The sequence below is a fragment of the Shewanella sp. Isolate13 genome (genome assembly GCF_022398325.1).
GTDB lineage: Bacteria > Pseudomonadota > Gammaproteobacteria > Enterobacterales > Shewanellaceae > Shewanella.
Genome location: NZ_JAKEVD010000011.1, coordinates 66,418 through 81,611, shown reverse-complemented (window position 1 = coordinate 81,611; position 15,194 = coordinate 66,418). Strand labels below are relative to the sequence as shown.

General features: G+C 43.9%; 14 protein-coding genes. 10 read left to right on the top strand and 4 right to left on the bottom strand.

What is annotated here, in order from left to right:
- The first annotated feature begins 120 nt into the window (after positions 1-120).
- The gene (locus L1D44_RS09650; RefSeq protein ID WP_239890172.1) at positions 121-1,488 is read left to right on the top strand and encodes an L-serine ammonia-lyase; all 1,368 of its coding nucleotides are present in this window, start codon (positions 121-123) and stop codon (positions 1,486-1,488) included.
- 98 nt (positions 1,489-1,586) lie between these two features.
- On the opposite strand, the gene L1D44_RS09645 is transcribed toward L1D44_RS09650, so the two are convergent.
- Positions 1,587-2,030: a GNAT family N-acetyltransferase gene (locus tag L1D44_RS09645; RefSeq protein WP_239890170.1), complete on the bottom strand. Its 444-nt coding sequence runs from the start codon at positions 2,028-2,030 to the stop codon at positions 1,587-1,589.
- 131 nt (positions 2,031-2,161) lie between these two features.
- Between L1D44_RS09645 and L1D44_RS09640 the strand changes: the two genes are divergently transcribed.
- Positions 2,162-2,482, top strand: coding sequence for a hypothetical protein (locus tag L1D44_RS09640; protein WP_239890168.1), 321 nt, complete (start codon positions 2,162-2,164; stop codon positions 2,480-2,482).
- Positions 2,483-2,651: 169 nt separating this feature from the next.
- Positions 2,652-3,950 carry a dicarboxylate/amino acid:cation symporter gene (locus L1D44_RS09635; RefSeq protein WP_239890167.1) on the top strand — a complete coding sequence of 433 codons (1,299 nt, stop codon included), beginning with the start codon at positions 2,652-2,654 and terminating at the stop codon, positions 3,948-3,950.
- A gap of 207 nt (positions 3,951-4,157) precedes the next feature.
- On the opposite strand, the gene L1D44_RS09630 is transcribed toward L1D44_RS09635, so the two are convergent.
- Positions 4,158-4,571 (bottom strand): META domain-containing protein, encoded by a 414-nt coding sequence (locus L1D44_RS09630; RefSeq protein ID WP_239890165.1) that lies wholly within the window; start codon positions 4,569-4,571, stop codon positions 4,158-4,160.
- A 78-nt stretch (positions 4,572-4,649) separates the two neighbouring features.
- On the opposite strand from L1D44_RS09630, the gene L1D44_RS09625 reads away from it, so the two are divergent.
- On the top strand, positions 4,650-4,865 hold the full coding sequence (locus tag L1D44_RS09625) for a hypothetical protein (RefSeq protein ID WP_239890163.1): 216 nt from the start codon (positions 4,650-4,652) through the stop codon (positions 4,863-4,865).
- 260 nt (positions 4,866-5,125) lie between these two features.
- Here L1D44_RS09625 and L1D44_RS09620 read toward each other — a convergent pair whose 3' ends face one another.
- Positions 5,126-6,046 (bottom strand): GGDEF domain-containing protein, encoded by a 921-nt coding sequence (locus tag L1D44_RS09620; RefSeq protein WP_239890161.1) that lies wholly within the window; start codon positions 6,044-6,046, stop codon positions 5,126-5,128.
- Positions 6,047-6,355: 309 nt separating this feature from the next.
- Between L1D44_RS09620 and L1D44_RS09615 the strand changes: the two genes are divergently transcribed.
- Together L1D44_RS09615 and L1D44_RS09610 are read left to right on the top strand one after the other, a co-directional pair.
- Positions 6,356-6,913 (top strand): GNAT family N-acetyltransferase, encoded by a 558-nt coding sequence (locus tag L1D44_RS09615; protein ID WP_239890159.1) that lies wholly within the window; start codon positions 6,356-6,358, stop codon positions 6,911-6,913.
- A gap of 8 nt (positions 6,914-6,921) precedes the next feature.
- Complete coding sequence (locus tag L1D44_RS09610; protein ID WP_239890157.1) at positions 6,922-7,272, top strand: hypothetical protein; 351 nt, start codon at positions 6,922-6,924, stop codon at positions 7,270-7,272.
- A gap of 300 nt (positions 7,273-7,572) precedes the next feature.
- Here L1D44_RS09610 and L1D44_RS09605 read toward each other — a convergent pair whose 3' ends face one another.
- Positions 7,573-8,109, bottom strand: coding sequence for a DUF3016 domain-containing protein (locus L1D44_RS09605; RefSeq protein WP_239890155.1), 537 nt, complete (start codon positions 8,107-8,109; stop codon positions 7,573-7,575).
- 677 nt (positions 8,110-8,786) lie between these two features.
- On the opposite strand from L1D44_RS09605, the gene L1D44_RS09600 reads away from it, so the two are divergent.
- The 4 genes from L1D44_RS09600 to L1D44_RS09585 all read left to right on the top strand — a co-directional run bounded on the left by L1D44_RS09600 (position 8,787) and on the right by L1D44_RS09585 (position 15,081).
- Entirely contained in the window at positions 8,787-11,117 is a 2,331-nt protein-coding gene (locus L1D44_RS09600; RefSeq protein WP_239890153.1) for a hypothetical protein, read from the top strand.
- A 187-nt stretch (positions 11,118-11,304) separates the two neighbouring features.
- A complete protein-coding gene (locus tag L1D44_RS09595) occupies positions 11,305-12,663 on the top strand; it encodes a winged helix-turn-helix domain-containing protein (protein ID WP_239890151.1) in 1,359 nt (452 codons plus the stop codon).
- A 516-nt stretch (positions 12,664-13,179) separates the two neighbouring features.
- On the top strand, positions 13,180-13,878 hold the full coding sequence (locus L1D44_RS09590) for a VC0807 family protein (protein ID WP_239890149.1): 699 nt from the start codon (positions 13,180-13,182) through the stop codon (positions 13,876-13,878).
- 375 nt (positions 13,879-14,253) lie between these two features.
- Positions 14,254-15,081 (top strand): hypothetical protein, encoded by an 828-nt coding sequence (locus L1D44_RS09585; RefSeq protein ID WP_239890147.1) that lies wholly within the window; start codon positions 14,254-14,256, stop codon positions 15,079-15,081.
- Positions 15,082-15,194: the final 113 nt, after the last annotated feature.

Here is a 15,194-nt window from a genome sequence, read left to right as displayed (position 1 = left end):
GCAGCTGGACGCCTAAAGATTGCATGCGAGCATCTTAAAGCGTCCAGCTTTTTTAGTTCCATTTGTTTGTCGAAGCCAGGAGTTATCCCGGCTTTTCCTCTTTTTTTCGAGGTGATTTTTATGTTTAGCGCATTTGATATTTTTAAGATAGGTGTGGGTCCATCGAGCTCTCATACTGTCGGGCCGATGAAGGCCGCTAAAGAGTTTGTCGATGATGTACGTCAATCGGGTCAGCTAGAGCAAGTGACTCGCTTAGGTGTCGAAATTTTTGGTTCTTTATCTTTAACGGGTAAAGGCCACCATACCGATATCGCTATCATCGTAGGTCTAGGTGGAAACTCACCTGAGAGCGTTGATATTGATGCGATCCCAGGCTTTATCGCTCAGGTTGAGCAGACGCAAAAGCTACCTATGGGCCAGGAAAAGCACCTTGTGGACTTCGGTCTAGATGCTGTTCTATTCCATGACTATGCCTTGCCACTACACGAAAATGGCATGAAGCTGCACGCTTACAAGGGCGATGAGCTAGTGATGAGTAAGACCTATTACTCGACAGGCGGTGGTTTCATCGTTGAAGAATCTAAGTTCGGTAAAGACGTTGAAAACCCGGTCGAAGTACCTTACCCGTTCAACTTTGCAGATGAGCTATTAGCAACATGCCAAGAGACTGGCATGAGCATCAGCAGCATCATGTTCAAGAACGAATTGGCCTTCAACAGCGAACAAGCGATTTACGATGGTTTTGGCGCAGTATGGGACACCATGCGTCAAGCGATCGAAAAAGGCTGCCAGACTGAAGGCGTTCTTGCAGGTCCGCTAAAAGTGGCTCGTCGTGCGCCTGCACTATACCGCCAGCTATTAACCGGTGAGCGTCTATCTAGCGACCCAATGGAGATCGTTGACTGGATCAACGTATTCGCTATGGCGGTGAGTGAAGAGAACGCAGCCGGTGGTCGTGTGGTGACTTCACCAACTAACGGTGCGGCGGGTATTATCCCTGCGGTATTGGCTTACTACGATAAGTTCATCAAGCCAGTCGGTAAGCAAGAGTACACGCGTTTCTTCCTAGCGGCGGCAGCGATTGGCTCACTATATAAGCGTAACGCTTCTATCTCTGGTGCGGAAGTAGGTTGTCAGGGTGAAGTTGGCGTAGCTTGTTCAATGGCGGCTGCGGGCCTTGCTGAGATCATGGGCGGTAATGCGGCGCAAGTATGTATGGCTGCTGAGATCGGCATGGAGCACAACCTAGGTTTGACCTGTGATCCAGTAGCGGGTCAGGTTCAAGTACCATGTATCGAGCGTAATGCGATTGCTGCTGTTAAGGCGATCAACTCATCACGTATGGCGATGCGTCGTAACTGCGCACCAAAAGTGAGCTTAGACAAAGTGATCGCCACCATGCTTGAGACGGGCAAAGATATGCACGTTAAGTACCGTGAAACTAGCCAAGGTGGTTTGGCTATCAAGGTCACTAGCATTTGCGGTTAACTTTTGTTGCTTGACTCCGTCAGCAATCAAATAGCAAAAAGGCCATCAAAACGATGGCCTTTTTAATGTCTTAAATTTGTTGGCACTGGTTATTAAGATTACTTCTGTTCGTACATCAAGTAGTAGCTTTGCTCCATGCCTAGGGCGCTGTAGGTACGTTGGGCATTGGTGTTATCTTGCTCGACATAGAGTCTAAAGCTAGCGGCGCCGCCATTTTCTGCGGCAATATCTTTAACGGCTTGATAGAGCTTGCCATAGATCCCTTGGCGGCGATTCTCTGGGCGGATATAGACACTTTGGATCCAGTAGTAGTCTTTAGCGCGCCAGTCACTCCACTCGAAGGTCACCATCAATGAGCCAACAATCTCACTATCGACCTCTGCAACGAGGTAGAAGCCTTTCTCTGGTGAGGTCAGTAAGGTATTAACGCCTTTTTCTAGCGCTTGTCCATCTAAGCTTAAGCCTTCAGTTTCCTCTGCCATCGCTTGGTTAAAGTTAATTAGGGCTTGAAGATCGGCAGCTTGGCCTTTACGAATAATCATTTTTAGGGATCCTTTTTTTGCGGCTACTTTAGCATGAAGTGGCAACTGCTCGATATTTTTTGCAATTATTATTCGACTAAAGTCGAACTCTGCTAGACTTTTTCTATGGCCTTCATAGTATTGGAGTGGTGATGAAAAAGGTGAAATCGACAGCTTCAAGCTCTATAAATTCCACAGAATCAACAGCTTCACCAGAGTCGACTGCTCAGTCTCAGCCTGTTGTTCAGTCTGAGCAAGTTAGGCATGCATGGCACTTTGCTCTAACACTACTCACATTCGGTGTCTGGGGGCTCGTCTGGTGGTGGCTTATCTTACGTGCCGAGAAAAAGCAGATCTTCTCTGGCTTCGATGATGCATATTGGAGCTATCTTATTGAGCGCGATCAGCCGCCAGCTGCACTTCATCGAATGCATTTCTCTAAAAATGAGAAAAACTCAAAATTTGAGGCCTAAAATTACGATTTTCTCAATGAGCTAGTAGTTATTGTTGTGACTAATCCATGGAATGTATCAGCGTGATACAGATCATCTCTCGCTTCTAAAGCTTATGCTAAACTGCCGCGTTATTTTTGAGCTAGTAATTTGCTGGTAGTCCTTCCTTCAATCGTTTCAAGGTTTAAATATGTCAAGTCAACAACCTTCGCTGGTGAAAAAAGTGTGGTCGAGCTGGATGTCTGTGCCTCTGTGGTTACAGATCATGATTGGTATGCTGTTAGGTATTTTAACTGGGGTTAGCTTGGGTGAACAGGCGACCTACTTGAAACCAATTGGAACGCTATTTGTTAATACTATCAAGATGTTGATTGTACCTTTGGTCTTCTGCTCTTTGATTGTAGGCGTGACCTCAATGCAAGATACGGCCAAGATGGGCCGCATTGGTTTCAAGTCGTTCGCTTTCTACTTAGGCACCACTTCTATCGCGATCACCTTAGGTCTAGCTGTTGGCCACTTTATGCAGCCGGGTACAGGCCTAGATATGGTGCCTCATGAGACCGCTGCCGTTATCAAAGAAGCGCCATCGGTGATGCAAACTCTGATCGATATCGTGCCAACTAACCCGATTGCTGCACTAGCCAGTGGGCAGATCCTGCAGGTGATCGTATTCGCCGTAGCACTCGGTATCGCCCTAGTACTGATTGGTGAGCACGGTAAGCCTGCGATCAAGGTGTTCGAAAGCCTTGCAGAAGCTATGTACAAGCTAACCGATTTGGTGATGAAGCTTGCACCATACGGTGTGTTTGGTCTGATGGCATGGGTGGCAGGTGAGTATGGTGTCGATATGCTGATGCCACTGATCAAGGTGATTATTGCGGTTTACATCGGCTGTTTCCTACATGTTGTCGGTTTCTACAGCTTTGTTTTAGTCGTGTTTGCCAAGTTAAATCCAATGCAGTTCTTTAAAGGGATCAGCAACGCGATTGCCGTGGCTTATACCACATCTAGCTCTGCAGGCACGCTGCCAGCGAGTATGAAGTGTGCCAGCGAATACTTAGGCGTGAACAAGAAGATCTCAAGTTTCGTACTGCCTTTAGGTACCACGATCAACATGGACGGTACTGCGCTTTATCAAGGTGTGACTGCGCTGTTTGTTGCTCAAGCATTTGGTATCGATCTGACTTGGGTCGACTATATCACCATCATTCTAACGGCAACACTTGCCTCAATTGGTACTGCGGGCGTACCTGGTGCGGGACTAGTTATGTTGACCTTAGTACTCACTACAGTGGGTCTGCCACTTGAAGGTGTTGCGTTAATTGCTGGTATCGACCGTATCTTGGATATGGCACGTACCGTAGTGAACGTTTCTGGCGACCTAGTGGCAACAACCGTGATTGCGAAATCAGAAGGTGAGATCGATGTTGAGCACTATAATGCTAACGCCGAAGAGAGTGCAGAGATGGCTGAGAAGCTAAGCTCTTAATCCTAGCGAGCAAAACTCAGGCTCATCTCTAATGGTGAGCCAATAAAAAAACCGCCTTAATGGCGGTTTTTTTATGTCTGGAACATTTATGGCGATTTGCCAAGGATGGCAAAAAATCGTCGTTATGTCTGGAACATTTATGGCGATTTGCCAAGGACGACTTTCTCAAAATAAAAAATCGTCGTTATGTCTTATCTAGCTTAGTAATTACATCTTGCTCAGTATTAAGATCGTCTTGTTATCGGCGTCTTTTAGCAGGAGTTTACCGTTAGCCATCTGGGCTTGGGTGACGGCTGGTATCACTTGCATCACGCGCTGCTCTTGTGCCATTAGCGCATCAACACAGGCCTTCATTGTGCTACCAGCAGGCTGTAGTTGTAGCGATTGCCCGGCTAGTACATAGTTACCAAAAAAGTTATTACAGCTGTTGTTGCCAGTGAGTTTACCTTCGGCTTCAAACGTCAGTTGGGCTGGGCTGTAATCGATGACAGGTTGGCCATTTGCAGACTCGATATGCCATGTGCCCTCGATAGCTAAATCCTCTATTTGAGTTGGAGAAGTCGACTGGCAAGCAGTTAAACCCAATAGCAAACTTGCTACGATTAAGGATTGTTTTATCATGTTCGGGATCCAAGGTGATTAATATCAATATATTGTGAGTATTTTAGTACAAAATCAACAGAGAAAAGGCGACTTATAGTGGAAAAAAGTGTAATAAAACCGCTAAAAATATTGCATTGGTTAGGCTTAAGTATGTTGCTATGTGCAGTGGGCATCTATTTTCTATCCGAAATGTCACAGCAAGTTGAAGGTATGGTTATGATTGCTAGTTTAGCTGGCCTCGGCATGGTGATGATGTCACCTTTCCCAATCGCGCTGTTTTTAGAGTGGGCGCGCAAGCAAAGTCCAGATTAACAGCCTATTCTAGAAGCTAGAACACTCGTAAACTCGTTGCGAGGACGCTTCGCGGCTAGAGCGGACTTCGTCCTGCTATACAGTCAAAAGATAGCATTGCGTTTTTAATGTAGGTTGGGCTTTAGCCCATCAGCCTTACGGTTTAATGTGCCAGTGTTGACGGCATAAATGCCGACCTACAATTGTGCCTTCGATGGTAGCGCTTTTCCGTCTTGGCTTTTATCGGCAATTCCGGCTGTTTCGTGTTTGCTTGTTCGGTTTTATTTTCGATTCTTCTCTAAATCTGCGATAGCTTCTTGCTGCATTGGGAGCAACGATAGCTGGGTATCTGGCGTAAAAAAGCTCTTACCGACAACGAGGTTTATCTCTGGTGCCTCTTTGTGTACTTGTTTACGCAGGCGTGCAATCAAGCTATCGAGATTAGACTCGTTATCGACGAAGGCGAGAATAATAAATTGATCGTTCTGAATTCTGGCAGAGATATCGGCCTCGCGCATGCTATCGGAGATGATCCGAGCAATAATACGAGTGCGTTGAGACTCGGTGTATTTTTGATGACGTTGCGGCGAGGACTGTTCTTCTAAGACGATCAGTCCGGCGTGAGAACCGAAGCGGCGACTTAAGCTGAGTTGTCTTGGCGCCATCAGGTTGAATCCGTAGGGGTTGAGCATACAGGTAAACTCATCTTGCACCGACAGCCTCTGCAGCTGCCCCATCAGGTACATCTGCTTTAGTTCACCTTGGAGCAGTGCCTTAATGGAATCACAGACCGCTGCGGAAGTGGCTGTTATGCAGTCGCGGGCTGGATCACAAATGACTAGGCAGCCAAAAAGTCGTCCATCTGGCCAATTGAGTTTGAGCGCTAACAGTTTACCGAAGTCAGTAAAACTGCCACCGATTGTTACAGTGTCTAATGGGGTTAATCCATAGCAGGCACTTTCGCAGATGGCATCGATAAGCCCCTCTCTTTGAAGCATGGCGCCCGTGGTTAAGCTGCTATTGGGGAGCTTTTGGCTACAAATGATCTGCGCATCTTTGCCATTAGATTGGATAATGAGGGTGTTTTTAGATTGATAAAGGTCGCTAATTAAATCGACTTGCTGCTGCCATCGAGGCAGGTTAATGGCGGGATGATCCATTTCCCGTAGCCAACTATTATGATTGATTTTTGGGGCTAACATGGTTGGGCTCACTTATTTTTATTGGGGCCGTGTTCTGGCTTTATTACGCGAGAATCATCGAATAACTATACTGGCTTTTACTGGTTGGATAAATGTTAAAAGTGTGAAATCTTGATCTGTGATTGTCTAAGTTATGCTCATCGGATCTCTTGGTTAGCAGTTTATAAATGGCAGATAACATGACTGGTGAAAATCGATAGTTTGAAGCCTAACGACAGCCACCTTAATTCAGCTATAATCGGCGATAAATAAGTGTTTTTACTGCACAGTATGTAGAGTGAGCCTAGATAAAACAGATGAATAAAACAGATGAAGATTAGACGAGCTAAGGCCGCGGACATTACCGCTCTGGCCGCTCTGGAGCAGAAGCATTTACTGGATGAGTTAGCGGCCGATAAGCGTGATAATTCGTTACAAGGGCAGTCTTTCACTCAGGCAGACTTAACCACATTGGTTAACCAGCATTGGGTCGTAGTGGCTGAGGTTGAAGGGGAGATTATCGGTTATGTGATTGCTGGTCGTTGGTCCTTCTTCAAACAGTGGCCTATCTACCGAAATCTGCTTAATCGTTTGCCTCGTCTCGATTATGAGCGTGCCAAGTTGACAGAGAAAAACTGTTGTCAGTATGGCCCAATATGGATAAATAGTAGTCATCGTGGCCAAGGCATTTTTGAAGCGTTAGTGGCTTTGCTTAAAAAGTTAGTCGCCAACGAGTTGTCTTATATGCTGACCTTTATCGCTGAAGACAATGGGGGCTCTTTCGCTGCTCATACTCGCAAAGGCGGTATGCAAGTTATCGATTACATCAGCTTCGATGGTCGTGATTATTACCTATTAGTGTTACCCACTAGCGAAAGCTATTTCTAAGGATCTTTATGTTGTCTGAATCAGTCGCCTCAATTTTTACACCATACCTAACATTAAACTTGTCGGCTTTTGATAATTTGAAGTTGGTTGTGGCAGTGTTAACCGATAAGGGCGAAGAGTGTCACGCTCTTGAGGCTGAGGTTCTCTTTGATGGTAAGCAGCAAAGTGCTTATCTGGTGCGCTGGAACAAGTACTTTATTTATTGTGGTCGCACTAACTCATACGGTAATCAAATTGATGAGGTTGTCGATTTAGATGCGATTATAGCCGAGTCGATTCAGGTGCTGCAGCCACCAGTACTTTCTATGCAACAGGTGGAGTTTATGTGCATGGAGAATGCACACTTTGACCATTGTTAATGGTGTTTGATAGTAGTTAGTTGTTGCAAACGATTGAGCTTCTGACGTTAGCAAGCTGCGCTTGATAAAGACCATGTGCTTTCAGCTCACACTTGGTTGAGCAGGGGGAGTTAGTCAACTACCCCCTTAGCGAACTCTTTCAAAAGGCTGTTAGTGTCAAAAGACTCTCTGTCTCAAAAGACTTCTAGTTTCAAAGGCTTCCTACTTCAAAAGAGTCTGCTTTAAAAGAATCACTTTTTCGAAAGAGTTTAGGCCGCCGCGATACAAGTTGCTGAGCGACCTTGGCCGGGATCGACAGGATTATAATACAGGTATTATTGTCTTTTTAAACCAATCGGTGAGCAAGTCACGTTCGTAAGGGAAAGGGTCGTTTCCTATGGGCTGGATATCCATTAGGAAGCCCATGTTATTAAGTTTTTCACTTCCTGATTTTATGACTTTTCCATTCTGAGTTAATGTGTAATCAAAATGAATTTTGGGCGGGTAGAGATCGGTAACTACGCGAATATCGTCAGTGGATGCACCAAAAGTCGGTTGCACATCTCCGGCTAAGTCTACGTTTGTCACGGTCAGGTCGAGCTGTTGGTCGTTAGCTAAGTGTTTATTCGCGAGTTTTCCAAGCTCTTTAGTCAGCTCGGCAAACAGGTATTGTTCAAACTTTGATTGTACTCCAACACTGGCTTCAATATCGCTGTAATCATTGGTGCTTTGCCAAAGGATATTTACATTACCATCATTGGTGAGAAAGTTTTGCGGCTCAGTGGGCTGCTGTTGTTGAGCACAACCGCTTATTGTTAATGTCGCGGCAACGATTACTGTCATTAGTAAGTGTTTCATAACGGCTCCGTTTTATTTCAGGTTTATCTATTTATAACTCAGATTTTTGATTTAGCGAATTTGAGCTTTAATAAGACTACGCCTAACAACTTAAGCAATCAAACCTCCTATGAACTTATAGTTAGACTGCTGCTAACAATTAACCTTGCGGCGCTTCGCCTGTACTTGCTAAAGAGTAGAGTCAAGGTGGAGAGCACTGTCCCGGCTTGTGATTTTCTCTTAGGCAAAAATACTGTTGCTAACGCATTTATTTATCCGTTTTAGCGGCCTTTGAATACTCGTTTAGTCTCTTTTGAATATAGGTTTCTGCAACTAAACAAAGCAGTGAATATTAAATTGAATCGTTATTGGGTTATTCAGCCTTAGTGCATCTCTGGCACTTTTAAGCTAAATCCTATCGATTGGGAACATTTCAGCGTTTTGTTAACGTTTGTTAGATGGTAACGTGCTAACAATCACACAAATAAAATTGAGTTTAACATTTTTGTATCAGATGGTTATCTTTTTGCGATCCGTTATGGAACTGGTTTTTAACTTGAGACGATTGTTCTGAGCTATGCCTCGCATTGAGTAACATTGCGAGGATTGCAACCGAGGTAGTCACACTTTATCTGTCGTCAGTTCGATAAATTTCACTTGCCCCGTTTAAGAGGGCTAAACATAAGTGAGTGGAATTGATGATGAAAATATTCGATATGAAAGTTGCAACATTAGCAACCCTCATCGGGTTATTGCTAAGTGGCTGTTCAGGCGATGATGGTGAGAATGGCAAAGATGGTGATCCTGGTATTCCAGGAAAGCCCGGGATCCCAGTAGCAACAGATGCGAAAGCATTAACCGTTGCAGTGGATACCATTTCTGTAGGCGCTCAGTCAGATATTACTTTTACAGTAACCAATGAAAAAGATTTACCCGTTGTCGGGTTACAGAATTTTGGTTTTATTCTATCGGGGCTAGAGCAAGGAGTTGAAGGGGACGCGAATCAATGGAAGCTGCTTAGCTCTGAGGCATGCCCTGCTAGTAAATATTCAAAATGTGGAGCACTGGTTGATAATCAAGATGGTAGCTATACCTATCGCTTTGAAAAGGACATTACATCCGAGTCCGCTTTTACAATTACTGATGACAAGACCCTGAGGTTAGTGCTCCGCACGGGTGGGGAAGCCGTTGGTGCAACGGAAGTTTCCTATGCAAACACACATGTTGATTTTAGTGGACAAGGTGAAGCTGCACATTACACCAAAAATGTTGTTAACAACCAAAACTGTAGCAGTTGCCATGATGACTTCGCAATTCATGGTGGAAAGTACACCGAAGTAGAAACGTGTGCAGCTTGTCATACGGATAACAAAGTAAGTGATATGAGCAAAGTATTCCCAATGCTGGCTCATGAAGCACATATTGGTGTGATTTCAGCACCTGTTGGAGGGTGTGACAATTGCCATTTTGAAAATGAACAGGCAACAGATTATGCAAACTGGAAAATGGTGCCAACTGCTGAGACTTGTGTAACGTGTCATAGTGATGTCGACTTTAAGGAAGGGGTAAATCATTGGCCTTATGCAGATAATAGCCAATGTGCGAGCTGTCATACTCCTGAGGTTATCGAGAAACTGCATTTAGCCACCTACCAAGGCCAAAATGAGCGTCGTGCAAACCTTCATTTAACTGTGACTGATGCAAAAATGGTTTCTGCACCGCAAGCGGATGAAAATAAAGGGACACCAGGTTCTTACGTGCAGCTGACTGTTGATATTTTAGATAAAGATGGTAACAGCCGTAATGAGCAGCTTGATAAAGTTAACTACCTATATTACGCAGAGTTTTATATAAACTGGGGCGGTCAAGATATGGGAATGGGACTCGGTGAAAATGTTGCCGCTGGTCGCGGTAAAATCTTACGAGTTCACACTAATAAGGGGCCTTATCCTGGTTATTCAGACAAGCCTATAGTGCTCAATTATGAGAATGGCAAGACGACCTATGAGATCGGGCCATTTGAAATGGAAGATGAGTTCGAAGGGGATATTAGTGATAACTACGGCATCGTGACCCCAAGGATCTGGTTCTGTATGGATGCCAGTGGTGAAAACATCATGGACTGTGATGGTCAGACCGACTGGAGCAATGGTGCAGCAGGATATAACTGGTTAGAGTTCTTCGATAACAAGGGCTTGCTCCCTGAGCGTCCACGTCGCGAAGTGGTGACCAACGAATTATGCGGCGACTGTCATGGTACAACGACCTCTGAAGATGGTTTTGTACAGATGACATTAAACTGTCGAAATTGCCATTCTAAAGCGGGTGATAGTGAGTTTCATGGAACCACTTGCGTATCAGGTAATGTCGACAGTGAAGAACAGATTTTGCTTAAGAACTTGATGCCTCGTGGTGAACGAGACTGGACGACAGCATCAAATGCGGCTGAAGAGTGTATGGCTTGCCATAATGCTAACGTGCCTCCAACTCAAGTGATCCGAGATGCCCATACCAAGCAAGGTGATAAAGATTACGTTGAACAACTTACAATGAGTCATCCTGATCAAAAAGTGTGGATCCACTCTATGCATGCTAACAATCGTGCTAATCAGGGCGGCGAAGGCTGGAGACGTAATGTCGAGTACTCAGCTGATCTGGCAAACTGTGCTAAGTGCCATAAGGGCGATAGTTACGATGCCAAGTATCTTGTCGGCCGTAAGCCATTGGCATTGGATCTTGATTACATGGACACATACACCGATCCCACTAACCCTATCAATGGTCGCTATGCGGTTGATGCAAAAGCTGATGCTTATGTCTCGCCTACTGCAGCAGTGTGCCTAAGCTGTCACGGTAAACGTGCCGCTGAAGCGGGAGAAGATCGTCGCCAAGTGCGTAATGAGGTGATTGCCCATATGAAGCAAAACGGTGCGCAGTTTGGTGTGCCACTCAATGAGTATAGCGGCGAAGAGTCGTGTGCTGTTTGTCATAATCTGAATAACCTGAAGGAATCTCATAACCTTAAATAGCGTTAGAACCCTGCAATTATTCGGCCCTAGCAATTTTGCTAGGGCCTTTTTTTAACAGGGTCACATTTATTAACAAAGTCTAAACTCTTTTTCTAAAACCTCAGTTCAAGTCAGGTTTAAATGAGTGATGAAGACATAGAATAACCGAAGGGAAACGCCAAGGATTGCAGGAGAAAGAGGTTAGCTTGTGAAAATAACAGAATTTTTAATTATAGATTTAGATGCAAGAGATTTAGTTGATCTGAAGACCTCGGAACGGCATGCTCTTTCTCTTGCTGAATTAGAAGTTTTAAAGTGCCTTGTCAATCACGTTGGTGAAGTCGTGAGTAAGGAGCAATTAAATATTGCTGGTTGGCCTGGACGTATTGTAGCCCCTTCTTCTCTAACTCAGTGTATGAGTAGTTTGAGAAAAAAATTAATATCGCAAACTGACATTGAGTTGAAGAATATTCCGCGCTATGGCTATAGCTTATGTATAGTCGATGAAAACAATGCAAACGCAGAAGATAAATCTGTAGAGCCTGCATCTGAAAAACAGCAGGCATACACGAACAATATTGATAATAAATTAACTGATAGACGAGCGACTGTTAATTACCGCAATCGTTTCACATGGGCTGCATCAGTCGTCATGATGGGACTTATTATTACGTTACATTTTACTGGTGGGCTCAAGAAGGCGGTGAACTACCTTTCACTCCTTACTGAACCACAAGTCGCTGCAATTACCACTCACAATCTTGAGTTTGCGCATACATCCTCTTTAGTCAATAAGGTCTTCTTAGATTCGCAGTTAAATGAAGCCTCTCAAAAGACCAATAGTTTAGATCAGCTGATTGCGAATTGGTTTAACTACGAAAGCGTCTTGCCAGCTTCAAGTGAGAAGCAGTTATTTACCTATGATAATGGTTATTACGAGTCAGTTGCTTTGTGTAATGACTTTGAAAGTACTTGTAGTGATAAGCAGCCACTTAACTTAGTAAGAACTGCAGATGCACCATTAGCTCCTCTTGATATTCAATGGCTGGCAGATACCAAATTGAGAATGGAGCAAGTTACATATAACAAGATTTTGCTCGATCAATTTGAATCAGACGATAAAGGAATCGTGGAAGACGTTTATCGGGCTGATGTTTATTATTACTCTGATACGAAAAATGTCGTCAGAGCTGATGTGAGATTGTCGATGATATTCGATGCGAATAATCGAGGTAAGCTGGTCGCCGCTGCTTGTATTACTGATGATATGCTCAGGGAGATCTCGATTAGGTATCAATTTAGTGGTGACTTTAAGCTGAACAAATCGGTTGTTGATGGCAAAGTGGTGAAAACCTTTTTAGTTGATGTGGATGAATACAGTTTTACTAGTCCACAGGAAGTTTCAAAAGAGTCCGCAACTATCTATCGAGAAATTCGCAAGAACGTTTTACAAAATGAGCAGATGGTTATTAGGCAAGTTTACCAAGATGAAGACAGCGGAGTATGGATGTTACCTTTATGGGGAGAAACCATGGTTTGGGCGCATAGAGAGCAAGTCTCCTTGTAGTGAATTGATTTTTAGCTGGTTCGTAATTGTTTTGGTGTAACTTGTTTGCTTTGTCATGCACAAATCTGGATTAGAGTGAGGTTTTACAGTGAGTAACTCAGACGCCAGATAATACTGCTTTTCTAACTTAGCCTAGATACGGCTGTGATTCTCCAAGCTTTGGTGAGAGATAAAAGAGTAATCCCTTAGCGTTCCAGACGCAGTTACAAATATTAGATAGAGGGCTTATGTTTATTCGAATTTGCCTAATACTGCTGATGGTGAGTTAGTGTTTTCTGTGGGTTTACGATTGGTTTGATTTCAATAAGCAATGACTATCCTGACTAGAAAGCTCTTTGCTCCCACTTATTGAAGAGTGACACGTGATGTAGAGCAAGGTATTTTTACGCCGCTATACGCTATTCAGTACTAAGCTGGCACCATAGAGGCAGTAGTTTGGTATCATAGAAGCAACAGCAGTGGTTTTTTATCTTTAAATTTTTTCGAAGCTTGCATGCTTCACCTGGAAAACAACACATGAGTAGTACATCGACACATAAACCTCGGCCTATGGTTGACCTGTTAGTGAGCATCGCCATACCCGCTTTTATCTTAATGAAGTTAAGTGGTGATGAGCAGCTAGGTGCGAGTGGTGGTTTAATGTTGGCGTTAAGCTTTCCATTAGGCTGGGGTATATTTGAGCTGATCAAATACAGAAAATTTAATTTTATCGCCTTGCTTGGCTTAGCCAATGTGCTGTTAACCGGTGGCATTGGTTTACTGGAGCTTGATCTTAAGTGGTTGGCAATCAAAGAGGCCGCGATTCCAGCGGTTATCGGCATTGCAGTGCTTATTTCGACCTTCACCTCTAAACCATTAATTAAAGCCCTTGTCTTTAATCCGGCGGTGATGGATGTTGATAAAATCAATGATAGGCTTAAACAGAACAATTGTGTGGCAGCATTTGAGCAGCGACTCATGACGGCCACCTATTTGGTTGCAGGCTCGTTTGCGTTCTCCGCCACCATGAATTACGTGCTGGCTAAATGGCTAGTCACTAGCCCAACCGGCACCCCAGAGTTTAATGAGCAGTTGGGGCAATTGAGCTTATACAGTTACCTGATGATCGCCTTGCCATCTATGGTGATGATGATGGGTATTTTTTACTATTTATGGCGCACTATTCATGATTTAACCGGGCTTAAACTGGAAGAGGTTTTAGCAAATCAGGGATAGTTGTTGTGAGAATGTTTCCCACACCCTAGGTGAACAATCAAACTTCGTTTGATAAAACTGATTCAGTTAGACTGCGTCTAACAACTAAAGTCGTGAGCTGGAAGCTCACGACCTTTATCAAGCGGAGCTTGATTGAGCTATTTTGTTAGACGAAGTCTAACTGTTAACCCTAGGCCGTAAGGCCATATCCCCACTAGACTGTGGGACTAAACCGCATTAATACTCATTCCTTATCAGAATTTTGATAGCTCAACAGCAATATAACTAAAAGTCCACGAAGAAGGTGTATCCGACTTGAAAATTATTCAGGTCAATTAAAAATATAGTGTGCTAGATTTAGTGAATGCTAATTTAATGTTAAGGATAAATGGAATTATGCTTAAACAAATATTTGCTGTTCTTTTGCTATTTGTTAGCAGCGGGGCGAATGCATACCCTCCCTGTTTTGATGAGCCTTGCATCAGCTATGACAAAGGAAGGGTTAGCTATCAAATTGACGATATGCTTACCGATGGCACAGCTGTAAAAATCTCGAGTGAAATCGAAGTGAGTTTTAAGGTGAGTCAGTATCGTGGAGAGATTGTCACTCAACCTACTTTAGCGAAGCCAATAGATACCACCATCACCATTGTCTGCGAAGATGATGTTGACTGCGACTCTATGGATGGTTTAAACCGCCATGCGGGTGAAAGGTTGATATTTTATAACGATTATCTAAGAGATAAGCCCTTCCTCGATTTAGTCGCAGCGAAACACTTTGTTTATCAAGCAGGGAAAACGGCGTTATTTACCACTAGCAATTCACTCAGCACAAGTCGAAGAGAGCTTTTGAGTACTCTGGCTAAAAATTTTGTGGATAATTTAATTTCCCAAGCGGGATCACCAATCGTTTACATCCAGTTGAAAGGTAAGAACGGATTACTACTACATCTAAAACTAGAGTTAAGTAATGATTACTGGAAAATAGTTGATACAGCTGAAGAGGGGCTGCGAGATGAGCGAAATCAACTTACCATTCATTTTAATCAGAGTGAGTATGAGGCATTTTCTAATAATCGTGCTTGGGGAGAGCATTTTCTATATGGAAGAATAAGAGTGAAAAGTTGCAGAGAAACAACAGTCACTTCAACCATAGTGAACCCTGACGGTAGCGTGTCTCAAGTGACGCGCACAGTGACGTCCTGTTGGTATGAGTACCAGTAACAGGTGCTCTAGCATTGCTCAATCATCCCCGTGAGCCGGGGGACATGGGGACATGGGGATGATTCGAAGTCGTTTATTCAACGGAGCTAGATAGGCTGCTGAAGACAGCAAAG

Bases quoted from the DNA above. Each gene is read 5' to 3' on its own strand.
- L1D44_RS09635 (WP_239890167.1), top strand. From the start codon at position 2,652: ATGTCAAGTCAACAACCTTCGCTGGTGAAAAAAGTGTGGTCGAGCTGG.
- L1D44_RS09605 (WP_239890155.1), bottom strand. From the start codon at position 8,109: ATGAAACACTTACTAATGACAGTAATCGTTGCCGCGACATTAACAATA.
- L1D44_RS09615 (WP_239890159.1), top strand. From the start codon at position 6,356: ATGAAGATTAGACGAGCTAAGGCCGCGGACATTACCGCTCTGGCCGCT.
- L1D44_RS09590 (WP_239890149.1), top strand. From the start codon at position 13,180: ATGAGTAGTACATCGACACATAAACCTCGGCCTATGGTTGACCTGTTA.
- L1D44_RS09640 (WP_239890168.1), top strand. From the start codon at position 2,162: ATGAAAAAGGTGAAATCGACAGCTTCAAGCTCTATAAATTCCACAGAA.
- L1D44_RS09620 (WP_239890161.1), bottom strand. From the start codon at position 6,046: ATGTTAGCCCCAAAAATCAATCATAATAGTTGGCTACGGGAAATGGAT.
- L1D44_RS09630 (WP_239890165.1), bottom strand. From the start codon at position 4,571: ATGATAAAACAATCCTTAATCGTAGCAAGTTTGCTATTGGGTTTAACT.
- L1D44_RS09610 (WP_239890157.1), top strand. From the start codon at position 6,922: ATGTTGTCTGAATCAGTCGCCTCAATTTTTACACCATACCTAACATTA.
- L1D44_RS09600 (WP_239890153.1), top strand. From the start codon at position 8,787: ATGATGAAAATATTCGATATGAAAGTTGCAACATTAGCAACCCTCATC.
- L1D44_RS09650 (WP_239890172.1), top strand. From the start codon at position 121: ATGTTTAGCGCATTTGATATTTTTAAGATAGGTGTGGGTCCATCGAGC.
- L1D44_RS09645 (WP_239890170.1), bottom strand. From the start codon at position 2,030: ATGATTATTCGTAAAGGCCAAGCTGCCGATCTTCAAGCCCTAATTAAC.
- L1D44_RS09585 (WP_239890147.1), top strand. From the start codon at position 14,254: ATGCTTAAACAAATATTTGCTGTTCTTTTGCTATTTGTTAGCAGCGGG.